This is a genomic window from Nonomuraea sp. NPDC005983, from assembly GCF_040614375.1.
Taxonomy (GTDB): Bacteria; Actinomycetota; Actinomycetes; order Streptosporangiales; family Streptosporangiaceae; genus Nonomuraea.
The window spans coordinates 1-23,388 of the sequence record NZ_JBEXUP010000074.1 but is presented as its reverse complement, the minus strand read 5'-3'; the positions used below and the strand labels follow the sequence as shown (position 1 = coordinate 23,388).

Below are 23,388 nucleotides of genomic sequence, written 5' to 3'. Positions count from 1 at the left end.
AAAGACGCCTTTCTGCGGAGATGTGGAGGAACTACGCCTTGTCGAGCCGGCTGGTGAGCGGAAGCAGCAGCAGCGGGATCACCACAGCCGCCGTGAGCGCGGCCAGCAACGGCACGCGCTCGCCGGGCCTGAGATGGTGCAGCAACTGGAGGTGGATCGCCAGGTGCGGCGCGGCGAACACCAGGTACACGGCGAGCGCCGTGCGGGTCATGCTCCGCCGTACGATGAAAAAGCTCACGCCCAGCGCCACCGAGGTGGCCAGGCTCATCGCGCCGTAATCCATCATCAGATGCGCGTTGTACGGCATGCGCATCCCCACCCAGGGGATGTCGAAGAACGAGCGGGGGAACAGCAGCGCCCAGCCCCCGACGGCGAACTGCGCCACGGCGAGGAAGGCCAGGCCCGCGCGCAGCCAGGTGCGGGCGCTCATGCGGCCAGGAACTGCTCGAAGGTGATCCGTCCGTCGGCGTGCTCGGGGGTCAGATGTCCCCCTTCGCGGTAGCCGCGCATCCCGGGCATGGGCACCGATATCACCGGTCGGCGGCTGGCGCGGGAGCGAGCATAGGTGCGGGCCAGATCGGCGGCGGGGCGCACCTCGGGCCCGCCCAGGTCCGGCGCCCGGCCGGCCGGTGGCGCGTCGGCCAGCGCGGCCAGGCGGGCGGCTACCTCGCTGGCGTCGATGGGTTGGAAGCTGACGCCGCTGGGCATCGCGATCACCGGCAGCCACCGCTGGCTGGTGCACATCCAGATGATGAGTTCGTGGAACTGGGTCGTGCGCTGGATCGTCCAGGGGAGGCCGGAACGTTCCACAAGCTGCTCACAGGCCAGCTTCGCCTGATAGTAGGACATGTCCACCTGGTCGACGCCGACGATGGACATATACAACAGATGTGGGCGTCCGGCTCGCACCGCCGCCTGGATGAGGTTGCGCGTGCCATCGATGTCCGCGCGATTGTTACCGGTCGCGCAATGGACGATCGTGCCGGCGCCGTCGATCGCCTCTACCAGGCCCTCGCTGGTGAGCAGGTCACCGCGGCATATCTGGTCATCTGATGGCGGCTTGCGGCTCAGCACGCGGACAGTATGACCGGCCGACAGAAGCTGTGGCACGAGCGCGCGGCCGAGCCGGCCGGTACCGCCCGTCACCAGAATCGAATTCGTCACGGGTAAACCCCCACGGTGAGCGCGATGCCGGAGCGTTCCGGCCTCGCGCGGCTCTCAGGTCACCGCCTCACGCCGGGGTCCCGGCGTTCGCGGTCACCCATTAAGAACCGGATAGCCCTCCGGAATGTGACAACCGAAGTTTGTCGGGGTTGGCGATGATACGAATCGCGCTGATCCGGCCGTTCGACGTCTCCGGCACCAGCACACCGACCAGTTCCTCACCGGCGCGGGCCAGGAGCCCCAGTGCGCCGTTCACCTCCGCAACCGACAGCCTCACCCCTGGACCGGCGATGTTCAATGAGCCCGCCAGGTAGCGCGCCACCTGGGAGAGGCCGGAGACGGGCCGCCGGGCAGCGCCTACTCTGCCGCCACCGTCTACCCACACGGTCACGTCCTCGGCCAGCACCTTCTCCAGCCCCGGCAGGTCCCCCTGCTCGGCCGCGGCCAGAAAGCTCTCCACCAGGTCGCGGCGGGCCTGGTCCGCCTGGCGGGGGGAGCCGACACGCGCGTTGGCCAGGCGCCGGCGAGCTCGGGTGTACAGCTGCCGGGAGTTCGCCTCGGATGAGTCGATGACCTCGGCCACCTCCCGATGGCTGTAGTCGAAGGCCTCACGCAGGACGAACACCGCGCGCTCCACCGGATTAAGCGTTTCCAGCAGCACCAGGAAGGCCATCGAGACGAACTCCCGCTGCTCGGCGCTGTCCAGCGGGCCCAGCGCGCCGCCCCCGGTGAGCACCGGCTCCGGCAGCCAGGAACCGACATAGCTCTCCCGGCGCGCTCGCGCGGACGTCAACCGGTTCACACACAGGTTGGTGGCAACCTTGGCCAGCCACGCCCACGGCGACTCGACAGTGCTCGCCTGATGCCAACGCAGGAAGGTGTCCTGGACGACGTCCTCGGCCTCCTCAACCGAACCCAGCATCCGATAGGCCAATCCGAACAGCTTCGAGCGATGCCGCTCGAACTCCCCAACCGCATCAACTGTCACACCCACCAGCCTCTCAGCTTGTCTTTAACCTCTCAGTGGCCGTGTGATCAGCTGTGTATGCCACTCCATGACGCGACTGTCAGGTGCTGAACGTGTTGGTCCCAGTCGGTGAAGTAGGCGTGGTCTTCGGCGTAGAGCACGGCGTTGGTCACGTCGTCGCCAGCGAAGTCCTTGATCGCGTCCCAGCTGGTCCAGAAGGTCAGCAGGGTGAACTCCACACGGTCACCGTCGTCGCCGCCGCGAAGCAGGAGCGCTCCCTGGTTGCCAGGGGTGCGGAGCGCTTCTCCGACCCCGGTCCGCTGGAGGTAAGGTTCAAGTTCGTCGGCTTTGTCATGGGTGGTCCATACCCTCCAGTACCTGGCAATCCTGGAGCCATTGTTCCAGGCTGCGGTTCATGTCCTTCGTCTGGGCTTGGTGCCCTTCTTGTGGTGAGCCGGGCGCTGATAAGCCTCGCCGGCGGCCAGGACGCGGCCGACCTCGTAGTGTGCGGCCTTTCGGCGATTCTTGGAGCCGGGCGGATTTCGCGGCTACCCGTTCGCGTAGCCGTCACGCATACCAGAGTGGACATCGCGGTCACCGCCTCGCCTCCCCAGCCCAACCCCGAGAATCTCAGCGGCGCGCTCCAGCGCCTTCTCCAGGTTCCTGCCCGATGTCCCAGCCGGGCTCTTGCGCCACCGTTCCAGGTCCGAGGCCCGCCTGCCCTCGGGCACCTCCAGCAGCAACTCCAGGATCACCCGTTGGCGCGGGGTCAGGCGCATCCAGCGGATCGGTCAGGAAGCGCCCTACGAACCGAGCCGTCGTCAGTTGGAGGGCGAAGCCCAGACGGTTGTGTACACCGCGCCGCTCGGCGATCAGGGCGCGGTCCGCGTCATCCAGGAAGAAGAACCGCTCCAGCTCCGCCTGCGACGGAGCGCCCGAGAACCGACCGTAGGCGGCAGCCTCGTCATCACTCAAGAACTCAACTGGCATAGCCGCCGAAAGTAGGGCAATCCCTGCTGGCTGGTCGAGCTGAAGATCAGATAGTTAGCTGCGACTTCTACTAACGGGACTTTCCGTTCGGATGCTCGTCATGCCCCGATCCGCGGCCACGCCCCGCCTGGAAACCACCCGCCGCTACAGCCTGCCCTCCGGCAAGGACAAGGAAGACGCCCTCAACCTGATCACGATCGATCGCTAATCGCGGGTTCTACCTGCGAAATCGCAGTCAAGATCGACCCATGGCCGGTTTCCCGTATCTCGGCTGGACCCGTACTTGGCCTGCCCCCTTCTACCGCACGCTTCCTACGTCGAGCGCAGTTCCGCGGCCACCGCACGCTCCCGCAACTGAGCGGCCTCCGCTCGTGCGGCCTCGACTTGGGCGCGTGCGTCGTCCAGGCGTGCCCGTTCCAAGCGCAACTCGATCTGCGCCTGGTCACGCTCCTGGGTCACGGCGTCGGCCCGCGCCCGCTCGGCCGCCAGCGCCTCGCCGCTCCGCTGCCTCTCCTGCCGGATCTCGGCTTCCCAGGCCTCCTTGTCCCGCACGAGGACGTCTTCGGCGGCCGCAAGCCGTTCGCGTAGCTCGGCGACGTCGCGCTCAGCCCGCTCCCCCGCCTGAGCCGCCTCGTTGAGCGCCACGGCCCGATCCCGCTGCGCCTCCGCGACGGCCTTTTCCGCAACCTGTGCGCGCGCGACCGCTCGGTCGCGTTCCTCCCCTGCCGCCTCGGCCCTGGCGTCGGCCGCGGCGACGTCCCGCTCGGCCCGTGTCCGGGCGCGCGTCGCCGCTGTCACCTTCTCGAGGGCCTGGTCACGCTCCGTCCGCGCGAGTGCGGCGTCGTCCTCCGCCTGGACGGCCTGCGCCTGCGCCTCAGTTGTGCGGGCCTCGGCCGCCTCCATCCGCTCGGCCAGCTCCTGGACGGCCTGGTCGCGGGCCTGTTCGGTCAGCTCCGCCCGCCGAGCGGCCTCCTCGGCCCGTCGCTCGGCCAGCTTCGCACGCCGCCCGGCCTCCTCGGCGGTCTGCAGAGCCTGCCGCTCAGTACTGGACGCTTCACGCAGCGCGGCGAGCGCCTGCTCCCTCGCCTGCTCGGCGTCGCCCAGCGCGGTATCGCGCTCGGCCTCGGCCTCTTCCACCCTCAACCGCATCGCCGCGGCCTCGCGGCGCGCGTGTTCAGCCGCCTCGCGTGCCAGCCTCACCTGCTCGAACGCCTGCTCCCGCTCGGTACGCGCGATGGCGACGCGCGTGTGCGCCTCCGCCTGCACGGCGCTCAACCTTGCCTCGACCCCAGCGGGACTCAGCTCGTCAGCCAGCGCCCGAGCCAGGGGCTCGATGGCCGCGGCGAGGCCGCTCTCCACCCGGTCGTACAGTTGCTCAGCCCTGGCCAGTGCTCCTTCCAGCCCAGGGGTGGCCCGGCGCAACTCTCGCTCGCGCTTGGCCGCAGCCTGACAGTTCCCCTCGGGACAGTACGCCTTCGGCCGCCCCCTCCCCTGCCGCTGTTCGATGGGCGTCCCACAGTGCTTACACGGCGTCACCGCGCCAGTCTCCGCAACCACAGCCGGAGCCTAGCATTTTCTGGTTTTCTAGAAATTCATATTCAGAAATTCTGATTCGTTGCGTCGCGAGCAGCGCAGCCAACTTGCGAGAAGGCAAGATTCCCGCAAGTTAGATATCGCCGTAACAGCAGCCAGCCCAGCCGCCATCGTGAGACTGGTCTGCGTGAGACTGTGGAGCAGACGACGCTGAAGACGTTCGCGCTGCGCTGACGGCATGACCTGAACCGCCCGGGCCCGCACCCGGGCGGTTCAGCCGTTTCTGCGCGCTGCTTGCCCGATTCATGACGATGTCATGTGGAGCCGATGATCACGTCTCTGGTTCGTATCGCGCCTGGCCAGCAGTGTTGTCTTCAGTCGATCTGAAGGAGACGTCATGATTGCCCTGCGCTGGAGAACCTGGCACGGCCCGCTCATCACCTGCGCTATCGCGATGGCGGTGCTCGCGTTGGTGAGCGGCGTCGGCCTGGTGGTCGACGGGCGGACCGTCATGGGCGAAGGGGTGTGGCTCAAGCCGTTCAAGTTCGCCGCTTCCTTCTGCCTGTACGCGCTCACGCTCGCCTGGATGATCAGCCAGGTGGAGCGGTGGCGGCGGACCCTGTGGTGGCTGGGCACGGTGACGGTGGCGCTGTTCGTGCTGCCGGAGATCTCGGCGATCACCTTCCAGGCGGTACGCGGGGTGCGCAGCCACTTCAACTTCGCCACCACGCTCGACAAGTCGGTGTTCATGCTGATGGGAGGGGCCGCCTACCTGGGCTGGGCGCTGACGCTGGCGCTGGGGATCTTCCTGGTGATGCAGCGCCGGGTGAACCGGGCGATGGCCTGGGCGATCCCGCTGGGGGTGGCGATCTCGCTGGCGGGCATGTCGGTCGGCTACCTGATGACCGCGCCGACGCCGGAGCAGGCGCACGCGCTGGCCAGCGGCGTCAAGATGATCACGATCGGCGCGCACACGGTCGGCGCGCTGGACGGCGGCGCGGGGATGCCGCTGCTCGGCTGGGCGACCGGTGGCGGCGACCTGCGGGTGGCCCACTTCGTCGGGCTGCACGCGCTGCAGGTGCTGCCGCTGATCGCGCTGTGGGTGCGCCGGGTCCCGCTGGTGATCGTGGTCGCGTTCGGATACGCCGGTCTCACCGGGCTGCTGATCTGGCAGGCGCAGCGCGGCCAAGCGCTCATCCACCCCGACGGGACGACCCTGCTCGCCGCCGGTGGGCTCCTCGCGGTGGTGGCGGCAGCAACGGCGGTCCTGCGGCGCTCGTAGGCTACGTGGGTGCAAACGTGGGCAAAGTGGACCTTCCTTCTGGTGCTGGCCGGGTTGGCAGGCGTCTACGCGATAGCCGGGTCACCCCTGGCCCTGGCGGTACTCGGCTTACAGGTGCTCTTCACCCGGCGCCGGTCCCGGTGGTTGATTGTGCTGCAGGCCGCCGCCGCCTACGGCTCCGTGTTCGTGTTCGACACTTCCGTCGGCATCCTCGGCTTCGTCGCCGGTTCGCTGCTGCTGACCAGGTCCTGGCCGCTCGCCCTGGTGGTGACGGGCAGCGCGCTGCTGCTGGGGCCGGCAGACCCGGTGATCAGCATGATCCTGATCGCCCTGATCATCTACGGCCTGGCCACGATGCTGGACCGGATCGAGGAAGTGACCGCCGCTCGCCTGTCGCTGGCGATGACCGCGGCGGCCGAGGAACGGCTCCGTATCGCGGCGGAACTCAACCAGAGCCTGGGCGCCGCGCTCGACACGATCGCGGCTAGCGCCCGGGAGGGCATGCCTGACGTGGAATCGGCCCGGCACTCGCTGAGCGAGGCCAGGGCCGCCGCCGTCGGCTACCGCGCGATGTCGCTGGCCCCCGAACTCACCACCGCCAAGGCCATGCTGGTCTCCGCGGGAATCGCCACCGAGGTGCGGATGCGGCACGCGGAACCGCTCGGCCCGGCTGGCGCGCTGCTGGCCACCGTCCTGCGCGAGGCCGTGACCGAGATCGTCCGGCGCCGCGCCACCTCCCGCTGCGTGATCGAGTCCGCCACAGAAGACGACACCGTACGGCTGAGCATCGCCCACGACGGCACCCCCAGTGCCACGGACGAATCCCTGGCCGATCTCCCCGCCCAGGTCGCGGCGGCCGGCGGCACGCTCACCACCGGCGTCGACGACAACGCCCAGGTCTTCGTGGAGGTGGCGCTGCCCACCACCACGCTGCCAGACCCGCCCGCCCTGTCCATCAAGCTGTCGACGGCGCTGCTCGCGGCGGTGCTGGTCGGGTTCTCGGCCAAGGCGCTGCTGCTGGCCGACTCGTGGTGGCCCCTTCCCCTGCTGCTCGTCATCATCTTCATCCACCTGCGCTCGATCGAAGGCAGGCATCCGATCGCGCTGATCGTCATGGGCGTGCTGACGCTCGCCCCGATCCCGGTGTTCGAGCAGGCCTGGCTGGGGGTGACCGGGTTCCTGACCGGGCCGCTGCTGCTGGCCCTGCGGCTCAGGGTGGCGGTGCCGCTGGTGGCCGCCGTCATGGCGGTGGTGGGGGTCGCCGGGCTGGTGATCGGCCTGCCGTACCCGCTGGTGGTGAACTACACGGTCAGCACGCTCGTGACGGGGCTGGTCATCTACGGCCTGTTCACGCTGGCGCGGCTGGACCGGGAGCTGAGCGCGGCCAGGGACGGGCTGGCCAGGTCGGTGGTGGTGGAGGAGCGGCTGCGGGCCGCGCGCGACCTGCACGACCTACTCGGGCACACGCTGGCGGCGATCCTGCTCAAGAGCGAGCTGGCCAGGCGGCTGGAACCCGAACTCGCCCGCGCCGAACTGGACGACGTGCTGGCCATGACCGAGCAGGCCATGGGCGACCTGCGGACCGTCTCCGGCGAGCGGGGGAAGCTGTCGCTGACGAGCGAGGCGGACTCGGCGCGTTCGGTGCTGGCGGCCGCGGGCATCGAGGTCACGGTGGAGCTCGGCCACGGCACGCTCGGCACCGAGGTGGAGACCACCCTCGGCGCCGTGCTGCGCGAGGCGGTCACCAACGTGCTGCGGCACAGCTCCGCCCGCCACTGCGCGATCAGCACGGACGCGCACGACGGCGAAGTACGGCTGGCCGTACGCAACGACGGCGCGCAGGCCAAGCCGATCCGCCGGGGCTCGGCCGGGATGGGCAACCTGACCACCCGCCTGGCCGAGCTGGACGGGCGGCTGGACCTGGCCCGGGACGGCGAGTGGTTCGAGCTGGCCGCGACGGTGCCGACGCGCTCCTGGGTCCCCGCCTAGATCCAGCCCGCCTCGGTGGCGATGCACGCCCGCACCGACAGCCAGGTCGAGCTCGCCCTCCATGCCGTCACGTACGGCGGCGCCCAGGTGATGGGGCTCGACGGGTATGTGATGCGGCCAGGGGACCCCGCCGACCTCGTCGCGATCCCGGCCCGCACCCCGGCGGAGGCGGTGGCGGGAAAGCCCCCGCGTTCGCTCGTGGTCAAGGCCGCTCGGATCACCGTTCGCGACGGCGTCCTGGCCTGACGTGCCCGCAGACCGCCGGCTCACCCGCGGCTGGCGGCTCTGCCACGACTCTCGTCGAGCGCGAAGAGGCTGACCGGGCAGTACGCACGTGCGAGGCCGCGACCGAGGTGATCTCGGCGTGCTCGTAGGCCTGAGCGACCTCCACCACGTCCGCGCCGATCGGGTGGGCCGAGGCCAGGCCATGCAGGATCTCCATTAGCTCCCTGCTGGTCAGCCTGCCCACCTCCGGCGTCCCTGCGCCGGGCGCGCGCCGGGTCGACCACGTCGATGTCGATGGACGTGTACGGGGTTGAGGAATCCAGGAACAGCGGTTGGCGCTGAGAATGATCATGGTGTGGGTGGGCAGTCCGGGTCTCGGTGTGGTGAAGGTTGGGAGGGCGGCTGGTGTTGGTCTGGGATGATCTGAGGCATGGCGCGTGGTGATGGTGGCGGCAGGAACGGCAGGGACGAGCCTGTCTGGCGGCCGGTGAGCGACGTGGACATGATGACCGCGATCGTGCTGGAGCAGCTGGGTGCCAACCGTGAGCAGTTGCGGACCCTGGAGCCGGCGCGGCGGTCTCCGCATCTGCTGGACGACCACACCGTTGAGCGGATCAAGCAGGTGTTCGGGGTGCAGCGCGATGACATGTGGCTGTGGGTCGAGACCGGCGAGCGCTGGCAGGCCCAGGACCTGAACACGGCCGCGGCCGCGAAGGTCGACCAGTACGTGGCGGCGGTGGAGGCGTTCGCGGCGAGCAACACGGTCGTCCTGGCGTTGGCCGATGAGCTGGCCGCGGGCACGATCGAGAAGACGCTGGCCAAGTCGGACCTGGAGTTGGGCATGGAGACCTTGGTGAGGGCGCTGTCACGGCGGGCGAACCCGTTCCCAGACCAGACGCTGGTGCAGGTCCGCCACCCGCTCACGGAGGACGACAAGGACGAGAAGTCGTGGCCGTGGCTGCCGGGGCTGGTGCTGGGCATGGTCGCCCCGGGCGAGTGGGAGATCGTGGTGACCGATGACCGCCTGGTGGAGGGGTTGGACGCTGACGGGGACCCGGCCTACCCGGTCTGCTACCGCGCTGCCGGGGCGATCCGCCTGCGGTAGGCCCCGGCCGCGTTCAGCCGTTCCCAGGGGCCTGAGGGTGGGCCTGGCCAGTCAGGTCGCGGTCTGCTGGTCGTGTTCGCGGAGCATGCGCATGACGGTTGCCGGGGAGGGGTGCCGGCCCTTCTTCGCGCCGCTGGTGATGACGAGCCGTGCGGCGATGTCGCGCAGGCTGAGGTCCTGGCCGCGCAGGTGGAGGGCCATGGAGAGCATGTGGTCGTCGGTGATGGTGGCGCCGCCGATGGTCTTGCCCCGGGCGCGGGCGGATTCGTGGCCTTCCAGGGTGCGGTCGCGGATGTATTCGCGTTCCATCCCGGACAGGGCCGCCAGCACGGTGAACACGACGCCGGAGGGGTCGTGTGAGCCTTGCAGTTCCCCGGTGAGGAACTCCAGGCCGACGCCCGCCGCCTTCAGTTCCTCGGCGAGGGTGGCCAGGTCGATGCCACGGCCGAGCCGCTTGTGCTCGTGGACCACGAGGGTGGCCGCGACGCCGGAGGCCCGTAGTTCCCAGGCAAAGGCGACGGCGCGTTCGAGTTCGGGTCGCCGGGTGGCGCGGGTGGAGATCTTCTCGGAGAAGATCCGGGTGACGCCGGCCTTCGTGAGGGAGTCGAGCTGGGTGTCCAGGGACTGGCGGAGGGTGGAGGCGCGGGCGTATCCGATCCGTACGTGCCCGGTCGGCTCGCCGCCCGCCGGGGCGGGGCGGGGCAGTTCGATCCAGGCCGTCCCCGGCTTACGTGCGGCCGGGGTGGGCACGTTCAGCGCCTTGGCGAGCGAGGGCACCAGCCGGAACCGGGCGGTGTGGTACTGGATGGCGACCTTGCCCTTCGCGGTGCGGCACGGTGAGCCGACCGGGGCGGCGCAGGAGGACATCGGGCAGTCGCGGGACTCCACCCGCTGGAAGTCGTCGAGCACCGCCCAACTGTTTCATGTGTGCGTTTCATGAATCAAGTCGTTTGCACCGACCTATGAAACACAGAACGCGCTGGCCGCGCCTGCCCGACGGCGCTGTTTCATAGGCGACACCTATGAAACAGATCGGCCCGGCATTAGGGACGTCAGACGAGCAACGGTTGTGGGACACACCCTGTACGGGCTGCTGAGTGTGGGGGCAGTGGGCGGCGCTGCGCTGCTGGTGCCGCTGGGGTGGGGCTCCTGTCGGCCATCGGAGCTGAGGCAGGTCAGATCAGCGGGCTTGGCGCCAACGGAACCGGTGTGCTGGGTCATCGATGGCCGTAATGGATTTGCTGGGCGGTAGGGCGCCGGTCAACGGTACGGGCGTTGAACTGGGCCGTCCAGTCGGCGACTTTGTCGTACGGAGCCTTGCCAGCCAGCAACGCGGCCGTGAGCGCAGGTATCCGATCGGTGTGCGCCCAAAGCTCCTGCCACTGCTCGTAGCGCAGCGCCAGGTACAGCAATCCGTCCAGCTCGGCGATCGCCTGGATGCCGCGGGTGGACGCGCGGGACAGATCCAGTCCCTCCAGGTGGGGGAGGGCGCGAAGCGTGTCCAGGTCAACGGGGTGAGGCGTGGTCAGAGTCACGGCCCGCAGGGTCGGGTGGCCAGCCAGTGGGGCCAGGTCGATCGTCTTGAGATCGATGTCGAGCGTCTCGATCGGAGCCTCGCGTAGCGCCGTGAGGTCGGCGGACGGGCAGCGGGACAGTTCCACCGCACGCAGGAACGGGGCCTGGCGTGCGAGCTGGAGGTCGGCTTCGCCACCTTCGGTCACCCGCAACGTCTGGAGGTGTGTGCCTGCACCCTTGTGTGGTTCCGGCACGTCGATCCGCAGGTCGCCGTCCTCGCCGATCCTGTGGTCGCCGCGAACGAGTGCGTCCACATAGCGGCGAAGCAGGGTCGTCACCGAGTCTGCGACATATGTGGGGCCGTGGTAGTAGCCGGGGCCAATGCGGATGACCTGCCCGGGCCGGCCCCCACTGGCCGGATCCATGTCCACCGCGAGGTAGTTGCCATCGGTGCCGATCACGAACGGGATCCAGCCGCGTCGATCCACTGACCGCCGGACCGTCCCGGGAGGGTCGGCGTCGTGGACGAAGGGCCAGAAAGGCTGGAAAGGCCGGTCTCGCCAGCCGCGCGGCGCCCAATGGCGGTCACCTCCGTGCACCGCGGCCACCCCCAACGCATCCATCCACCAGGACAGGCGCCCGAAGAGCCCGACCTGGCCATCGCCGTCGGCCACGCCGTACAACGCCCGGAGGTCCGCTGGAAGCGCCACGTTCAGCCTGCTCTCCATTTCCGCGAGCCGCGCGGACGGCAGCGGGGCGGGCAGTATGCCGGACGGGTCTTCCAGCATGCCGCCAAGGCACTCGGCCCGCCGCCTGAGGTATTCCCGCAGCAGCCAGACGGCCTCCTCCGGGTCGCCTGCCGGCGTGAGTTCCGCGGGGCCGTCCTGCTCATCCCCAGGGTCGGGCGGGAGAGTCTCAGGTTTGATCACGTACAGAAAGCCACGTTTTGGATGGCTTACCCTGCTCACCCCACACCCGGTGACCGCCTCGAACCGTCCGGAGGCGTCGACGGTGAGCTCGATGCTGAGACCCTGTTCCGAGAGACCTGACACCCTGTACGCATGGCGCAGGCCGCGCCGCAGATCCACTTCTACAGCCTGTTCGTCACCGGCGGCCGGCCTGTACGACACACCAGCAAGCCCGACGCCCTGCTTGTCGACAAAACCGTTCACCGTCGCCCGCAGCCAGCCCTCCGGCGCCGCCCCGGCGATCTGTGTGCACATCTCACGCAGAATCTCGGAGAGCTCAGAGGTTTTCGGTCCGTCCGTCATAGAAACGCACACTCCGTCAGGAAAGGTCGTCCAACAGGTAGTTCTTAGCATCCCGACCGGACAACGGCAGATCATCCGATCAAGATGAGACGCGGCGTAATCCACGGCGGGGCTTCGCGCAAAGGACAGTCATTCCGGTCAGTCTTCTTCCTCGTCCTGGCCGCCGGCGGGTGAGCGCAACGGCCGCAGCCCCTGGCTGGGGCCGGAAGGTGTGATGGCGTAGCGGCCCAGGCAGTTGAGGTGGGCGTGGCCGAGCGGGGACAGGCGGGCCACGTCCTGGTCGGTCACACCGGTGCCGTCGGTGGATTTCCAGCCCTGGGCGCGCAGGTGGTCGACGATCGCCGACAGGTACGTCGAATTCCACAGCACCACGGCGTTCACGACCAGGCCGAGGGCGGCGAGCTGGTCTTCCTGCCCTTCCCGGTAGGCCTGGCGGATCTTCCCGCCGTTGCCGTGGCAGATCTTGTGGGCGAGCCGGTGCCGCGACTCCTGAATGCTGAGCTGGCGGCCGAGCGTGCGGCGGTAGGTGTTGTCGATCGGGTCCAGGACCGACAGCAGGTGCAGGGTCTTGTCTATCCGGCCGTACTCGGCGAATGCCTGTCCGAGCGGGGTCGGACGTCCGTTGCGGGCGAACATGCGCAGCAGGTCGTAGGCCCGGACCTGGTTGGTAACCAGCGACCCGGCGACTCGGACCATGTCCGGCCACTGCGTGGTGATCTTGCTCAGGTTCACTTTCTGCCGGGCGATCGCCTCCAGCAGTCCGTAGTTCGCCGGTGTCACGGTCGGGATCGCGGCGGGCCACGTCGAGAAGCGCCCGTGAGATCGCCAGCGGGGTGCGGAGTTCGTGTGAGGCGTTGGCCGCGAATCGCTGTTGCTCGGCGACGTGTGCTTCGAGCCGTACGAGCATGGCGTCGAAGGCGTCGGCGAGTTCGCGGAACTCGTCCGCGCGGCCAGGCAACCGGATCCGGTGGGAGAGCGATCCGTTCGCGGCCACGCGCGTGGCGTCGGTGATGCGGGTCAGGGGGCGAGCATGCGTCCGGCGAGAATCCATCCTCCCAGCAGGCCGAACACCAGCAGGAACGCCATCACCGCGGCCGCCGCAGGGGCGAAGGCCCCCAGGAGGAGGATGCGGTTGGGCGCCACGTAGAGAAGGGCGGGCCAGCCGTCGGGCACGTACCGCAGGAGGAACACCCACACGGCGGCGAGCAGCAACGCGCCCGCGAGCATGAGGAATCCGGCGTAGCTGAGGGTGAGCTTGAGCCGGACGCTCATCCCGCGCGCCCTATCCACCCTCGCCTCCTGCGTCGATGCGGTAGCCGACGCCGGGCACGGTGGCGATGAGCCACGGTTCGCCGAGCCGTTTGCGCAGCGCCGAGACCGTGATGCGGACGGCGTTGGTGAAGGGGTCGGCGTTCTCGCCCCACGCCCGCTGCAGGAGTTCTTCCGCGCTGACGACACTGCCTTCGGCGGCGACGAGGACTTCGAGCACGGCGAACTGTTCGCGGGTGAGCGCGACATAGCGGCCGTCGCGGTAGACCTCGCGGCGGAACGGGTCCAGGCGCAGGCCGGCGATCTCGCGTACGGGCGGCCTGTTGTGCGCGCGCCTGCGGTCGAGTGCCCGGAGGCGGAGCACGAGTTCCTGGAGATCGAAGGGCTTGGTGAGGTAGTCGTCGGCCCCGAGCCCGAACCCGGAGGCCTTGTCGTCGAGCCGGTCGGCGGCGGTGAGCATGAGGATGGGCATGCCGCTGCCCGAGGCCACGATGCGCTTGGCGATCTCGTCGCCCGAGGGGCCGGGGATGTCGCGGTCGAGGACGGCGATGTCGTAGGCGTTGACGCTCAGCAGCTCCGTCGCGGTGTCGCCGTCACCGGCGATGTCGGCGGCGATCGCCGCCAGGCGCAGCCCGTCGCGCATGGCCTCTGCCAGGTAGGGCTCGTCCTCGACGATCAACACACGCACTCGATGCTAGGAGCCCGGGCGTATCGTCGGCGTATCGGAAACCGCATACGTGCTGACAACACCGCGCCGCCTTGACTGCGGGCATGGCCTACAGCGAAGCGAGGACCCAGCAGTGACCGGCTCACGGCATGACCCGGCCCCGCGGTTTCCCCGGACGGCCGCGAGCCCCGACGCCGTGGCCGCCCGCGCGCGGAACCTGACCAAGACCTACGGCCGGGGCGAAACCCAGGTCCATGCACTGCGCGGCATCGACCTCGACCTCCCGCGAGGCGGGTTCACCGCGATCATGGGCCCGAGCGGATCGGGTAAATCCACGCTGATGCACTGCCTGGCCGGACTCGACCAGGCCAGCGGCGGCACCGTCACCGTGGCAGGCACCGACCTCGGGTTGCTCGACGACGACGCGCTCACGATCTTCCGCCGCGAGCACGTCGGCTTCGTGTTCCAGTCGTTCAACCTGCTGCCGATGCTCACCGCGGGCGAGAACATCGTGCTCCCGCTCGAACTGGGCGGCCGCCGGATCGACGATGCGGCACGCGAGCGCGCGTACCTGCTCGCCGACATCCTCGGCGTGGCCGACAGGCTCGCTCACCGGCCCGCGGAGCTGTCCGGCGGCCAGCAGCAGCGGGTCGCGATCGCGCGCGCCCTGATCACGCAGCCGGACCTGCTGTTCGCCGACGAGCCCACAGGAAACCTGGACAGCACCACGTCGGCGGAGGTGCTGGACCACCTGCGCCGCTCGGCACGCGAACTCGGCCAGACCGTCGTGATGGTCACCCACGAGCGGGATGCGGCGGCGTACGCCGACCACGTGGTCACCATGCAGGACGGGCGGATCGCCTGATGCGTGCCGTCTTCCTCGCGTCGCTGCGCACGTACATCCGCAGGTACGTCGCGGCGGCGGTCGCGGTCACCGTCGCCGTCGCCTTCGTCGTCGTGGTCGGCATGCTCACCTCCGGCGCGCAAAGCGGGCTCATGGACGGCCTGGGGACGCCGTACCGCAATGCCGAGCACGTGGTCTCCCCCGAGGGGTGGCCGTCGTCCGAGCTGGACCCGGAGGCCGTGATCGCCTTCACCGAGCGGCACGGCGAGAACGCGTCCGCGATCGGCCGGGCGACGCTTCCGGCGCGCGCCGGAAGCCGGCAGCTCTCGGACACGACGACAGTAGGGCCGATCGCCACCTCGCAGGTGTGGCGCTGGCAGGAGCTCAGCTCGGGCCGTTTCCCTTCACGTACGGGCGAGGCCGCGGTGGACGTGTATGTCGCCTTGGCCGAGGACATCGCGGTCGGCGACCGGATCAGGATCGGGGTGGGAGCCGCCGCGGCCGACGTCCAGGTGGTCGGTCTCGTGGAGTCGCCCTCTCCCCCGGCCCAGGCCTCGATGTACGTCACCTGGCCCCAGTTGCTGCTGTGGCGCGACCACCTCCATCTGGGCTCGGTGGCGGTGCGCGGCGAGGTGGGCCCGCTCCCTGAAGGCGCGAAGGCGCTGTCGCCGGAGGCGTTCACCGCTGAGCGGCTGACCCACGTGCAGAACAGGGTCGACAGCCTGTCGGTGATGTTGCTGTTGTTCGCCGGCATCGCGCTCTTCGTCTCGATCCTCGTCATCGCGAACACCTTCTCCATCCTGTTCGCGCAACGACTCCGCGACTTCGCGCTGCTGCGCTGCATCGGCGCGACCCGGCGGCAGGTGGTGCGTTCTGTACGCCGCGAGGCGGCCGTCGTCGGCGTGCTCGCGTCGCTGACCGGGACACTGGTCGGCGTCGGTTTCGGCTACGGGCTGATCGCCCTGATCGACGCCCTCGCGTCCGCCGTGCCGATGGGCGCCGCCGAGCTGCCCGTGCCCTGGCTGCTGGGAGGGTTCGCCGTCGGCCTGGCGGTCACCATGGTCGCGTCCTGGTTGCCGACCCGGCGCGTGGTCCTGGTGAGCCCGCTGGCGGCGCTGCGCCCGGACGCCGGGGTGGACGCGCGCACCAGCACCGGCCTGGCGCGACCTGCGCTCGCCGCGCTCCTGCTGGTCACTGGACTGGCCCTGCTGGGGGTGGCGATGGTCAGGAGCAGCACGGCGCTCATGCTGGCAGGCGGAGGATCGGTGTTCGCCGGGGTGTTGCTCTTCGGCCCGGTGCTCGTCCCCCGCCTGGTCCGGATCGCAGGCGCGCCGCTCGGCCCCACCGGACGGCTCGCGGCCGAGAACGCCGCACACAATCCGCGCCGGACCGCCACCACCACCGCCTCCCTGCTGGTCGGCGTCACCCTGACGATCGCCGTACTCACCGGGATGGCCACATGGCGTACGTCCTTGAATGAGCAGATCGGCAGAGACCACCCCATAGACATCACGCTCACCTCGCCCAAGGGTCTGCTCACCACTGACCTCCTCACCCGGATACGTCGCGCTCCCGGTGTGGAGCGGGCGATTCCCGTGTATGGCGCCGTGGCCCAGGTGGCCGGGCTCCACGACTCGATCCCGGTCGTCACCGCGCCCTCCGCCGGGCAAGTGGCCCGCGACGGCGGAGTGTTCGCACGGGTCGAGCCAGGGAAGATCAGAATCGATTCCGACGCCTTCGGCAAGGGCCTGATTCTGCGGCCGGGTGACCGGGTCACGGTGCGCGTCGGCGACCGGCGAGCCCAGCTGCAGGTGGCCGTCGGCACCGGCTGGGGCCCAGCGGGCGTGGTCGCGCCCGAGACGCTGGCGACGCTCACCGACGCCCCCGAGCCGCGTGCCGTCTGGATCCGCGCCTCCACCGGCGCCGACCCGGCTCGGCTCGGCGCCGACCTGGACGAGCTGGCCGATCCCGTCGGCGCGACGATCGAGAACGGTTTGCGCACCTGGGAGTCGCTGGACCAGCAGCTGCAGATCTACACCTGGTCAGCGCTCGGCCTGCTCGGCATCGCCATCGTGATCGCCCTGATCGGGATCGCGAACACCCTCGGGCTCTCCGTACTCGAACGTGCCCGCGAACACGCGATGCTGCGCGCGCTCGGGCTCACCCGCGGGCAGCTCCGGCGGATGCTGGCGGCCGAGGCCGTCCTGCTGTCGCTGGTGGCCACCGTGCTCGGCACCGTGCTCGGCGTCGGTTTCGCCTGGGCCGCCTGCGAGACGATCGTGAAACGGGCCCTCCGCGACGCCACCATGCACGTCCCTTGGCTGTCGCTCGGCGTCGTCGTCCTCATCGCCGCCCTGGCCGGACTCCTCGCCGCCGTTCTCCCCGCACGCCGGGCCGCCCGGGTGAGTCCGGTCGCAGAACTGTCACTCGACTGAGGGTCCGCGGATCATGGGACGGTGCGCATCTCCTTGCGCAGGGCGAGCCGGAGCGAGGCGATGGTCTCGTCAGATTCCTGTTGTTGTTCGGTGAGGCGTGTAGCTTGGGCACGTGCCTCGGCGAGGTCTCGGGTCAGGGCCTGGGTGCGGCCTTCCAGGTCCTGCACTCTCTGAACGAGTTCGGGTTGGGCCGCGTTGTCGATTTCCGCGCCCAGAGCAAGCTGGAGGCGGCGTTTCAAGGCATCGCGCTCTCGTTTCAGTTCTTGGATTTCTTCGCGGGCCATCGCAAGGTCGGTGTACAGGCTGGCGGGGGTGGCTCGCTCGGGTCGGGGGACCGCGGCTGCTTGCACACCGTGCTGGGCCTGCTCACTCATCGCCTGCCGGATTGTGTCTCTGATGGCGGGGGTGTTGTAGACGAACCAGGTCGATACGTCGGCTTTTCGTGCCACTCCGGCGAAGGAGATGCGTTGCCCGGCGTTGAGGAGATCGCGGATGGCTCCTTTGGTGCGAGCCGTCTTGGCTGCGCTGTCCGTCTGGCGGGCCTGGCGGAGGCGGGCGACGCGGGCGTCGCGGGAGGAGTCAGCTCTGTTCACGTGCACTCCGGATCGTCAGCCTGTCCACCGGAATAAAGGCGGCGACTGAGCGCGCCTTGCGTAGTTCTCGGGCCGCGTCTTCAACGACTGCCCTCTCCTGTTCAGGCAGCTCGTCCAGGGTGCGCCGCATCTGGCTAAGTGTCTTAACGTAGCTAGTGATTTGGTCGTCGAAGTTGCGGATGACCCAGTCGGCCGCGCACATGGCGAGGGCTACTTCCTTGTCGGCCCGCAGCTCGGCAACCTGCTGTTCTAGCCTCGGGCTTTCGTCTGGGCGGCGAGGGATCTGATCGTTTACATGGGAAAAGTGCTCTCTGAACTGGGAGGATAGGGCTTGTCGAAGGTCCTGTCCGCGCCACGTTCTGGAGCACTTTTCGAGTGAAGACTACCGGTTCGAGCCGCAAGATCGTGGTGTCGTCGGACGGCCGCCCTTCGCGCGAGCTCCGTTGACGTTGTCCTGCCGCGGCCGCACGTGCAGGTGCGCGCCCCGGTGGATGCAGCCCAGGTGAGTCGCGTCCGGCAGCAGATGCATGTCCTCGCGCCGTAGCCCCAGAGCCTCTCCAATCCGCAGGCCACCGGCGAGAAGGATGCTCAGCAGAAGGCGGACAAAGACTCGGCCCAGTGGATGCCGATCGAGCAGGTCCGCTGCCGGTACATCGCCGAATGGACCAAGGTGAAACGCCAGTGGGAGCTGACCGTCGATGAGCAGGAGAAGGCTACGCTGACCGCTGAGGCCGCCAAGTGCCCCAACAGCCCTCTGGTGGGCTCAACCTGATCAGACTCATCAACTGCGTCGAGCGTCAGGCCCGAACCGAACGGGCCTGCCGTGCGCGGACTTGAGAGGCTTGCCGCGCTGGCAGGCGACGGGAACGCCGCCTTGCCAGGTAGATCACAGGACAGCAGCCGCAGTGAACCTCTGCAGTCTGGTCTTGGACGGATCGCCATGTCAGACCGCCCTGAACATGGTCATGCCGCTCTGGCCCGGTCTTCTCTGCCCGCGGGGCACCGGCTTTGTCCTTCGTAGAGCGCTATTCCGGCGCTCATCGCGCAGCTCCAGGAGGAGTGCCGTTGTCACCGCAGATGGGCTGGTCGGGGTAGCCGGGCAAGTAGGTGGCCCAGTTCTCACGCGTGAGGCCGTGCCCTGCTCGCTGGCAGATGGCCGCAGCAGCGGCCGCCGGGGTGAGGTCGAATCGCTGGTAGGGGATGTGCCCGGATGCGACGTAAAGGGCGTTGTCGTGCAGGGTCATGGCGAAGATCCTGCCGCCGGAAGTGATGATGGGTGCTCCCATGGGTTGCCGTGTTTCGGTGTCCCACAGCTGAATCGCGCCGTTGGCCATTCCCACGGCCAGCACGCGCGCATCTGGGGAGAAGGCGAGGGCGCTGACGTCCGCGGCCGAAGTCGTCGATGCGAGGGTGCCGAGGTAGCGTCGCACGCTGCCATCCCAAAGCGCGGTCTGCCCGCTCCCCTTGCCGACGGCGAGGAAGCGTCCGTCGGGGCTGAATGCCAGCGCGCGGGCCGCACCTACTCTGCCCTCGCGAGGGATCGGCACTCTCGCGACGAGATCGGCGATGTGCCCCTGCGTACTGACCAGCAGCCGCTCGGTGGGGTCGACGGCGAGGCGGCCGCTGATGAAGGGCACGGTCGCGGAGATACGACCTTTGATCGGATCCCAGACGATGGTCTTACTGAGGCGGGAGGCATCGTCGCCGAGGATGGGAGTCCCACCGATCAGGATGCTGTCGCCCGCGAATGCGAGGCTCTGTCCGTCTTGGAGGGGTGGCGAGGTCGCGCTGACGCGTCGGCCGTCGATATCCCACAGCCATGCCCTGAACGGCGGGGACCGAAGAACGTCGCTGTAGGCAAGCACCCGGCCGTCACGCCGGAAGGCGATCTCAACGCACGCTGCCCCTTCGGGGGCGGACACCGAACAGCGCAGTGGTGGCGGGCCGGGCAGACGCAGCCCGCTGGTGCCATCACGTAGCTCGACACGGTCGAAGTACGTGATCGCAAGACGGCGGCCGTCGGGGCTGAAGGTCGCGCGGGTGACGCGTTCGTCTCTCCAACCGCTGTCGGAGAAGGCGTTGAACCGAAGCGTGCGGACCGTGGTCAGTGTCGAGGAGATCAAACCCGTGAGTGCCCCGGCAAGGTAGCGGACTCGGCCGGCGGCCGGGTCGATCTTGAGGTCGAAGGCGAGTTCACCGCCGAGCGGGTGCCGAAACAGTGGATCATCGGTCTGGCTCAACCGCCACACCAGAAGCTCATCCATGCCGACCGTGGCCAGGAAGGAGCCATCCTGGCTGAATCCGACCTCATACACCCCCGGTGCCACGAGAGCGGGAGCCTCCTTGCCGTCGGGCAGGCGCCACTGCCGGACCTGCCCGCCTTCGGCCAGCAGCAGTCGTCCTCCGTCGGGAGCCAGGAACAGGCGCCCTTCCCGGCACTGAGGGGCCGACAGCGTCGGCGCCCAGGACGCGGTGATCCTGCGCCCGTCGTCCAGGTTCCACAGCTGGAGCGGCGCCCCGGGCACGCACAGCGCCATGATCTTGCCGTTCGCGCTGATGGTGGCGTCGGGAGCGTCGGTTTCGACGCTCTCCCGCCCTTGAATGCGTGCCATGGCCTCCAAGCTCGTTCTGCCCCACCCGCGCGGGCCGGACTTCTTCCGGCTGGTGCTCACCTGCAGGATCTTCTGCCGGGTGGCGAGGTCCCACACGCGGACGCGGTAGCGGGAGCCATCCGCTTGGTAGACGATGACGTGGTTCCCGCTGCGGCTGACCTCGGCCCCCTGGCTGGTGGTGTCCAACGGGGATGGGTCGTAGTGGCCGGTGGTCATGTCCCACAGCATCACGTTCGTGTCCTTGGCACCCAGATTGAAGAAGGGCAGCCGGCGGGCATCGCCCATCCCCAGGACGGCGTCGGGCAACCGCCCGGCCAGGCCGGGAGCGGTGGAGATCGTCCGCTGGCTGTCCAGGTCCCAGCGGGTGACCTGGGTGGCGCCGGCGCTGATGAGGGTGCGGCCGTCGGTGCTGAGCCAGCGCATGGTGGCCGGGGCGGGGTCGGGGTCGGTGAAGGTGTCCTGCTGGGGTTGCCGGCTCGCAGTCAGCAGGGCGGCGCGGGTCTCGGGGAGGTCGGCCAGGCGCCAGGCGGCCAGGCTGAGCTGCATCGCCAGGCGCGGGTCGGACTGGCGCAGGCTCTCGGCGGTTCCGATCATCTGGCGGGCGTGCGCCTCGCGCTGCTGCTGGCTGCTGACGGTGTTCTGCTGCCAGGCCAGCGACGCGGCCACCAGCGCGAGCGTGACCACGACCGACAGGACCAAGGTCCGCAGCCTGCGGCGGCGGCGTGCGCTGTGGTGGGCCGCTGAGCCGGCCTGCAGGAAGTCCCGTTCTACAGGGGTGAGCGTGTCGAGGTGCTGGGTGAGGTGTTCGCGGGCGGTAACCAGCTGGAGTCCGCGGTAGAGGATGCCGGGGTCGCGGGCGTGATCGCTCCAGGCCATGGCCGCCTCAGTCAGGCGGCGGTGGACGCGTAGCCGTTCGCGGTCTTCCTCCACCCAGTCGCGCAAGCGGGGCCAGGCGGTCAGCAGTGCCTCGTGGGCCAGGTCGGCGGTGTCGTCGTCCAGGGTGATCAGCCGGGCGGCGGCCAGTCGTTCCAGCAGCACCAGACCAGGGTCGAAAGGGCCGGCGGTGAGCAGCTCGGCACGCCGTACCGGGCGGCGGGTGTCCTGCGCGCCGGCCTCGCCCGGCGTGACCAGGCGCAGCAGCAGCTCGCGCAACCGCTGCCGCTCGGCGGGGGCCAGGTCGGCGTGAAGGTCTTCGGCGGTGTGGGCGACAGCGCCGCGGATGCCACCCGTGGCCTGGTAGTCGGCCAGGGTGAGTGCCTTGCCGTGGTGGCGCCGCCAGGTCTCCAGCAGGGCGTGCGACATCAGCGGCAGCCCGCCGGGCTCGCCCGCCACCTCCTCGATGATGGTGGCGGTCAGTTCACGCTGGACGATCAGCCCGGTGGCCGCCGCCGGTCTGGTGATCGCCTCACGCAGCTCCGATCGGCTCATCGGTCCGACCGGGACCGTGGAGTCCCGGACGGCTTCCATCAGCGCGGGATGGCGTGCGCAGTGGTCGAAGAAGTCCGCGCGGACGGCCAGCACCACCCGGCTGCCTCGATCGTCGGTGCCGGCGGTGACCAGGGCGTCGATGAACGTTCGTTGTTCGTCCGGGTCCTGGCACAGTGTGAACGTCTCCTCGAACTGGTCGACCACGATCACCTCGCCCGTGCCGGCCTCTGCCAGCGCGGCCCGCGGGTGGGCGCCCGGTGTCATCACCCGGACCGCGCGCGGCCGTAGCTTCGGTACCAGCCCCGCACGCAGCAGCGAGGACTTGCCGCAGCCCGACGGGCCCACCACCACGACCAGGCCATGCGCGTCCACCAGTTCGGCCACCCGCTCGACCAGCGCGGTCCGGCCGAAGAAGTACGCCTGATCGGCTGTCTCGAATCTGGCCAGCCCTCGATACGGCGCCCGCGCCACCTCGCCGCCCGAGCCGGTGGCCTCACGGACGGCGGCGAGGGCCTCCTCCCACCGAGTCCGCCACCACTCGACGTCGCCGTCGCACGCCTGCACGTAGGCCAGGGTGACCGGCAGGGTGGGTAACAGGTCTCCCGCGGCGGCCTTCGCCAGCGTGGCGGCCGAGCACGGCACCCGAGCGGCCATCGCGCGATAGGACGGGCCACCCGACTCCTGGCGTAGCTTGCGCAGTTCCACGGCGAAGGCGGCCATCGGGCCGTCCGCCGGATCGACCGGCCGTTCACGACGCCCCACACGATCCCCCATATCCCCGAATACGGGCAAACCAGCACAACATACCCAGCCATATGAAGATGATCAAGTTTTGTCCAGGGGACGAATCGGGGTTCCAGACAATTCAGCAGCCACCAAGACTGGCCACTGCCTGCCGTTATCCGCTCGGCGGGCCGGCCATTTCAGGACCTGGGACCGCCCAGGCAACAAAGCGAGGAGAAGTCATGCTGAGAAGGTTCCTCCCGGCAGTCGTCGTCGCCGCCTCCCTGGCAGGGCTGGCGTTGGCGCCGCCTGCGAGTGCGGAGGCCCTTTCCTCCTACAAGGCGTACGGCTGCGCGGCCGGAGACTTCTGCGTGTACTCGACAGAGGTCATCTCCGAAGGCACGAAGATCAGCATCGGCCGGGGCGAAGACTACGGGCCGGTCAGCGCGGCCAGCAGCCCGTATAAGGGCGTCCGATCCTTCTTCAACAACGGCGTGGTCGCCACCTATGACCACGTCCTTGTCTCATACGTCTACTCGAACGGCGCCGCCTACTCGAAGTGCATTCACCGCGCCGAGGACGGTGACCTCGGGGCGGGACACGAGACGGTCGACTCCCCCGTGACCGTCACCCGGATCCAGTGGAGAAGGGAAAACTGCGCCGCGTAGCCTCGCATCCGCCGGTAATCCAGCGGAACCGGTCCGGTCCGACGCCACGGAGGCCGTCGGACCGGACCGCCGGGGCCGCGCGACCCGGGGCCCGTCCCCATCGGTAGA

21 protein-coding genes and 4 pseudogenes are annotated in these 23,388 nt (G+C 69.4%); 8 read left to right on the top strand and 17 right to left on the bottom strand.

Going from position 1 to position 23,388, the window contains the following annotated elements:
• Nucleotides 1-31: 31 nt before the first annotated feature.
• The 7 genes and pseudogenes from ABZ297_RS28350 to ABZ297_RS28320 form a co-directional block, all read right to left on the bottom strand.
• Complete coding sequence (locus ABZ297_RS28350; protein WP_355351818.1) at nt 32-430, bottom strand: hypothetical protein; 399 nt, start codon at nt 428-430, stop codon at nt 32-34.
• Nucleotides 427-1,164 carry an NAD(P)H-binding protein gene (locus tag ABZ297_RS28345; protein ID WP_355351816.1) on the bottom strand — a complete coding sequence of 246 codons (738 nt, stop codon included), beginning with the start codon at nt 1,162-1,164 and terminating at the stop codon, nt 427-429. The genes ABZ297_RS28350 and ABZ297_RS28345 overlap by 4 nt, the downstream gene beginning before the upstream one ends.
• A 100-nt stretch (nt 1,165-1,264) precedes the next feature.
• The gene (locus ABZ297_RS28340) at nt 1,265-2,152 is read right to left on the bottom strand and encodes an RNA polymerase sigma-70 factor (protein ID WP_355351814.1); all 888 of its coding nucleotides are present in this window, start codon (nt 2,150-2,152) and stop codon (nt 1,265-1,267) included.
• Nucleotides 2,153-2,199: 47 nt separating this feature from the next.
• A complete protein-coding gene (locus tag ABZ297_RS28335) occupies nt 2,200-2,370 on the bottom strand; it encodes a hypothetical protein (protein WP_355351812.1) in 171 nt (56 codons plus the stop codon).
• Nucleotides 2,371-2,679: 309 nt separating this feature from the next.
• Nucleotides 2,680-2,910 carry a hypothetical protein gene (locus tag ABZ297_RS28330; protein WP_355351868.1) on the bottom strand — a complete coding sequence of 77 codons (231 nt, stop codon included), beginning with the start codon at nt 2,908-2,910 and terminating at the stop codon, nt 2,680-2,682.
• A pseudogene (locus ABZ297_RS28325) lies at nt 2,903-3,121 on the bottom strand (DUF4158 domain-containing protein); the annotation flags it as partial. The gene ABZ297_RS28330 and the pseudogene ABZ297_RS28325, both read right to left, overlap by 8 nt.
• Nucleotides 3,122-3,433: 312 nt before the next feature.
• Entirely contained in the window at nt 3,434-4,543 is a 1,110-nt protein-coding gene (locus ABZ297_RS28320; RefSeq protein ID WP_355351810.1) for a hypothetical protein, read from the bottom strand.
• Between the two features lie 508 nt (nt 4,544-5,051).
• Between ABZ297_RS28320 and ABZ297_RS28315 the strand changes: the two genes are divergently transcribed.
• From ABZ297_RS28315 to ABZ297_RS28305, 3 genes are read left to right on the top strand one after another with little or no spacing between them, the layout of a single operon-like run.
• On the top strand, nt 5,052-5,936 hold the full coding sequence (locus tag ABZ297_RS28315; RefSeq protein WP_355351808.1) for a hypothetical protein: 885 nt from the start codon (nt 5,052-5,054) through the stop codon (nt 5,934-5,936).
• A 9-nt stretch (nt 5,937-5,945) separates the two neighbouring features.
• Entirely contained in the window at nt 5,946-7,925 is a 1,980-nt protein-coding gene (locus ABZ297_RS28310; protein ID WP_355351806.1) for a histidine kinase, read from the top strand.
• Nucleotides 7,926-7,940: 15 nt separating this feature from the next.
• A complete protein-coding gene (locus tag ABZ297_RS28305; RefSeq protein WP_355351804.1) occupies nt 7,941-8,171 on the top strand; it encodes a hypothetical protein in 231 nt (76 codons plus the stop codon).
• 20 nt (nt 8,172-8,191) lie between these two features.
• Here ABZ297_RS28305 and ABZ297_RS28300 read toward each other — a convergent pair.
• Nucleotides 8,192-8,455, bottom strand: a pseudogene (locus ABZ297_RS28300) (arginase family protein); the annotation flags it as partial.
• Between the two features lie 125 nt (nt 8,456-8,580).
• On the opposite strand from ABZ297_RS28300, the gene ABZ297_RS28295 reads away from it, so the two are divergent.
• The gene (locus ABZ297_RS28295; protein ID WP_355351802.1) at nt 8,581-9,255 is read left to right on the top strand and encodes a hypothetical protein; all 675 of its coding nucleotides are present in this window, start codon (nt 8,581-8,583) and stop codon (nt 9,253-9,255) included.
• 51 nt (nt 9,256-9,306) lie between these two features.
• On the opposite strand, the gene ABZ297_RS28290 is transcribed toward ABZ297_RS28295, so the two are convergent.
• The 6 genes and pseudogenes from ABZ297_RS28290 to ABZ297_RS28265 form a co-directional block, all read right to left on the bottom strand.
• Complete coding sequence (locus ABZ297_RS28290; RefSeq protein WP_355351800.1) at nt 9,307-10,164, bottom strand: recombinase family protein; 858 nt, start codon at nt 10,162-10,164, stop codon at nt 9,307-9,309.
• 308 nt (nt 10,165-10,472) lie between these two features.
• Nucleotides 10,473-12,041, bottom strand: a complete 1,569-nt coding sequence (locus ABZ297_RS28285) for an SMI1/KNR4 family protein (protein ID WP_355351798.1) — start codon at nt 12,039-12,041, stop codon at nt 10,473-10,475.
• Between the two features lie 138 nt (nt 12,042-12,179).
• Nucleotides 12,180-12,812, bottom strand: a pseudogene (locus ABZ297_RS28280) (Tn3 family transposase); the annotation flags it as partial.
• Nucleotides 12,813-12,861: 49 nt separating this feature from the next.
• Nucleotides 12,862-13,092: pseudogene (locus ABZ297_RS28275) on the bottom strand (HAMP domain-containing protein); the annotation flags it as partial.
• A complete protein-coding gene (locus tag ABZ297_RS28270; RefSeq protein WP_355351796.1) occupies nt 13,059-13,331 on the bottom strand; it encodes a hypothetical protein in 273 nt (90 codons plus the stop codon). The pseudogene ABZ297_RS28275 and the gene ABZ297_RS28270, both read right to left, overlap by 34 nt.
• A complete protein-coding gene (locus ABZ297_RS28265) occupies nt 13,324-13,998 on the bottom strand; it encodes a response regulator transcription factor (RefSeq protein WP_355351794.1) in 675 nt (224 codons plus the stop codon). The genes ABZ297_RS28270 and ABZ297_RS28265 overlap by 8 nt, the downstream gene beginning before the upstream one ends.
• A gap of 175 nt (nt 13,999-14,173) precedes the next feature.
• Here ABZ297_RS28265 and ABZ297_RS28260 point away from each other — a divergent pair, with 175 nt between their 5' ends.
• On the top strand, nt 14,174-14,842 hold the full coding sequence (locus ABZ297_RS28260; protein WP_355351858.1) for an ABC transporter ATP-binding protein: 669 nt from the start codon (nt 14,174-14,176) through the stop codon (nt 14,840-14,842).
• The gene (locus tag ABZ297_RS28255) at nt 14,842-17,256 is read left to right on the top strand and encodes an FtsX-like permease family protein (RefSeq protein ID WP_355351792.1); all 2,415 of its coding nucleotides are present in this window, start codon (nt 14,842-14,844) and stop codon (nt 17,254-17,256) included. Before ABZ297_RS28260 ends, ABZ297_RS28255 begins: the two co-directional genes overlap by 1 nt.
• Before the next feature lie 11 nt (nt 17,257-17,267).
• On the opposite strand, the gene ABZ297_RS28250 is transcribed toward ABZ297_RS28255, so the two are convergent.
• Both ABZ297_RS28250 and ABZ297_RS28245 read right to left on the bottom strand, forming a co-directional pair.
• Entirely contained in the window at nt 17,268-17,849 is a 582-nt protein-coding gene (locus ABZ297_RS28250) for a DUF6262 family protein (protein ID WP_355351790.1), read from the bottom strand.
• Entirely contained in the window at nt 17,836-18,051 is a 216-nt protein-coding gene (locus tag ABZ297_RS28245; protein ID WP_355351788.1) for a hypothetical protein, read from the bottom strand. The genes ABZ297_RS28250 and ABZ297_RS28245 overlap by 14 nt, the downstream gene beginning before the upstream one ends.
• Before the next feature lie 420 nt (nt 18,052-18,471).
• Here ABZ297_RS28245 and ABZ297_RS28240 point away from each other — a divergent pair, with 420 nt between their 5' ends.
• Nucleotides 18,472-18,621 (top strand): hypothetical protein, encoded by a 150-nt coding sequence (locus ABZ297_RS28240; protein ID WP_355351786.1) that lies wholly within the window; start codon nt 18,472-18,474, stop codon nt 18,619-18,621.
• A gap of 265 nt (nt 18,622-18,886) precedes the next feature.
• On the opposite strand, the gene ABZ297_RS28235 is transcribed toward ABZ297_RS28240, so the two are convergent.
• A complete protein-coding gene (locus ABZ297_RS28235) occupies nt 18,887-22,651 on the bottom strand; it encodes an AAA family ATPase (RefSeq protein ID WP_355351784.1) in 3,765 nt (1,254 codons plus the stop codon).
• Nucleotides 22,652-22,854: 203 nt separating this feature from the next.
• Between ABZ297_RS28235 and ABZ297_RS28230 the strand changes: the two genes are divergently transcribed.
• A complete protein-coding gene (locus ABZ297_RS28230) occupies nt 22,855-23,280 on the top strand; it encodes a hypothetical protein (RefSeq protein WP_355351782.1) in 426 nt (141 codons plus the stop codon).
• Nucleotides 23,281-23,388 lie beyond the last annotated feature (108 nt).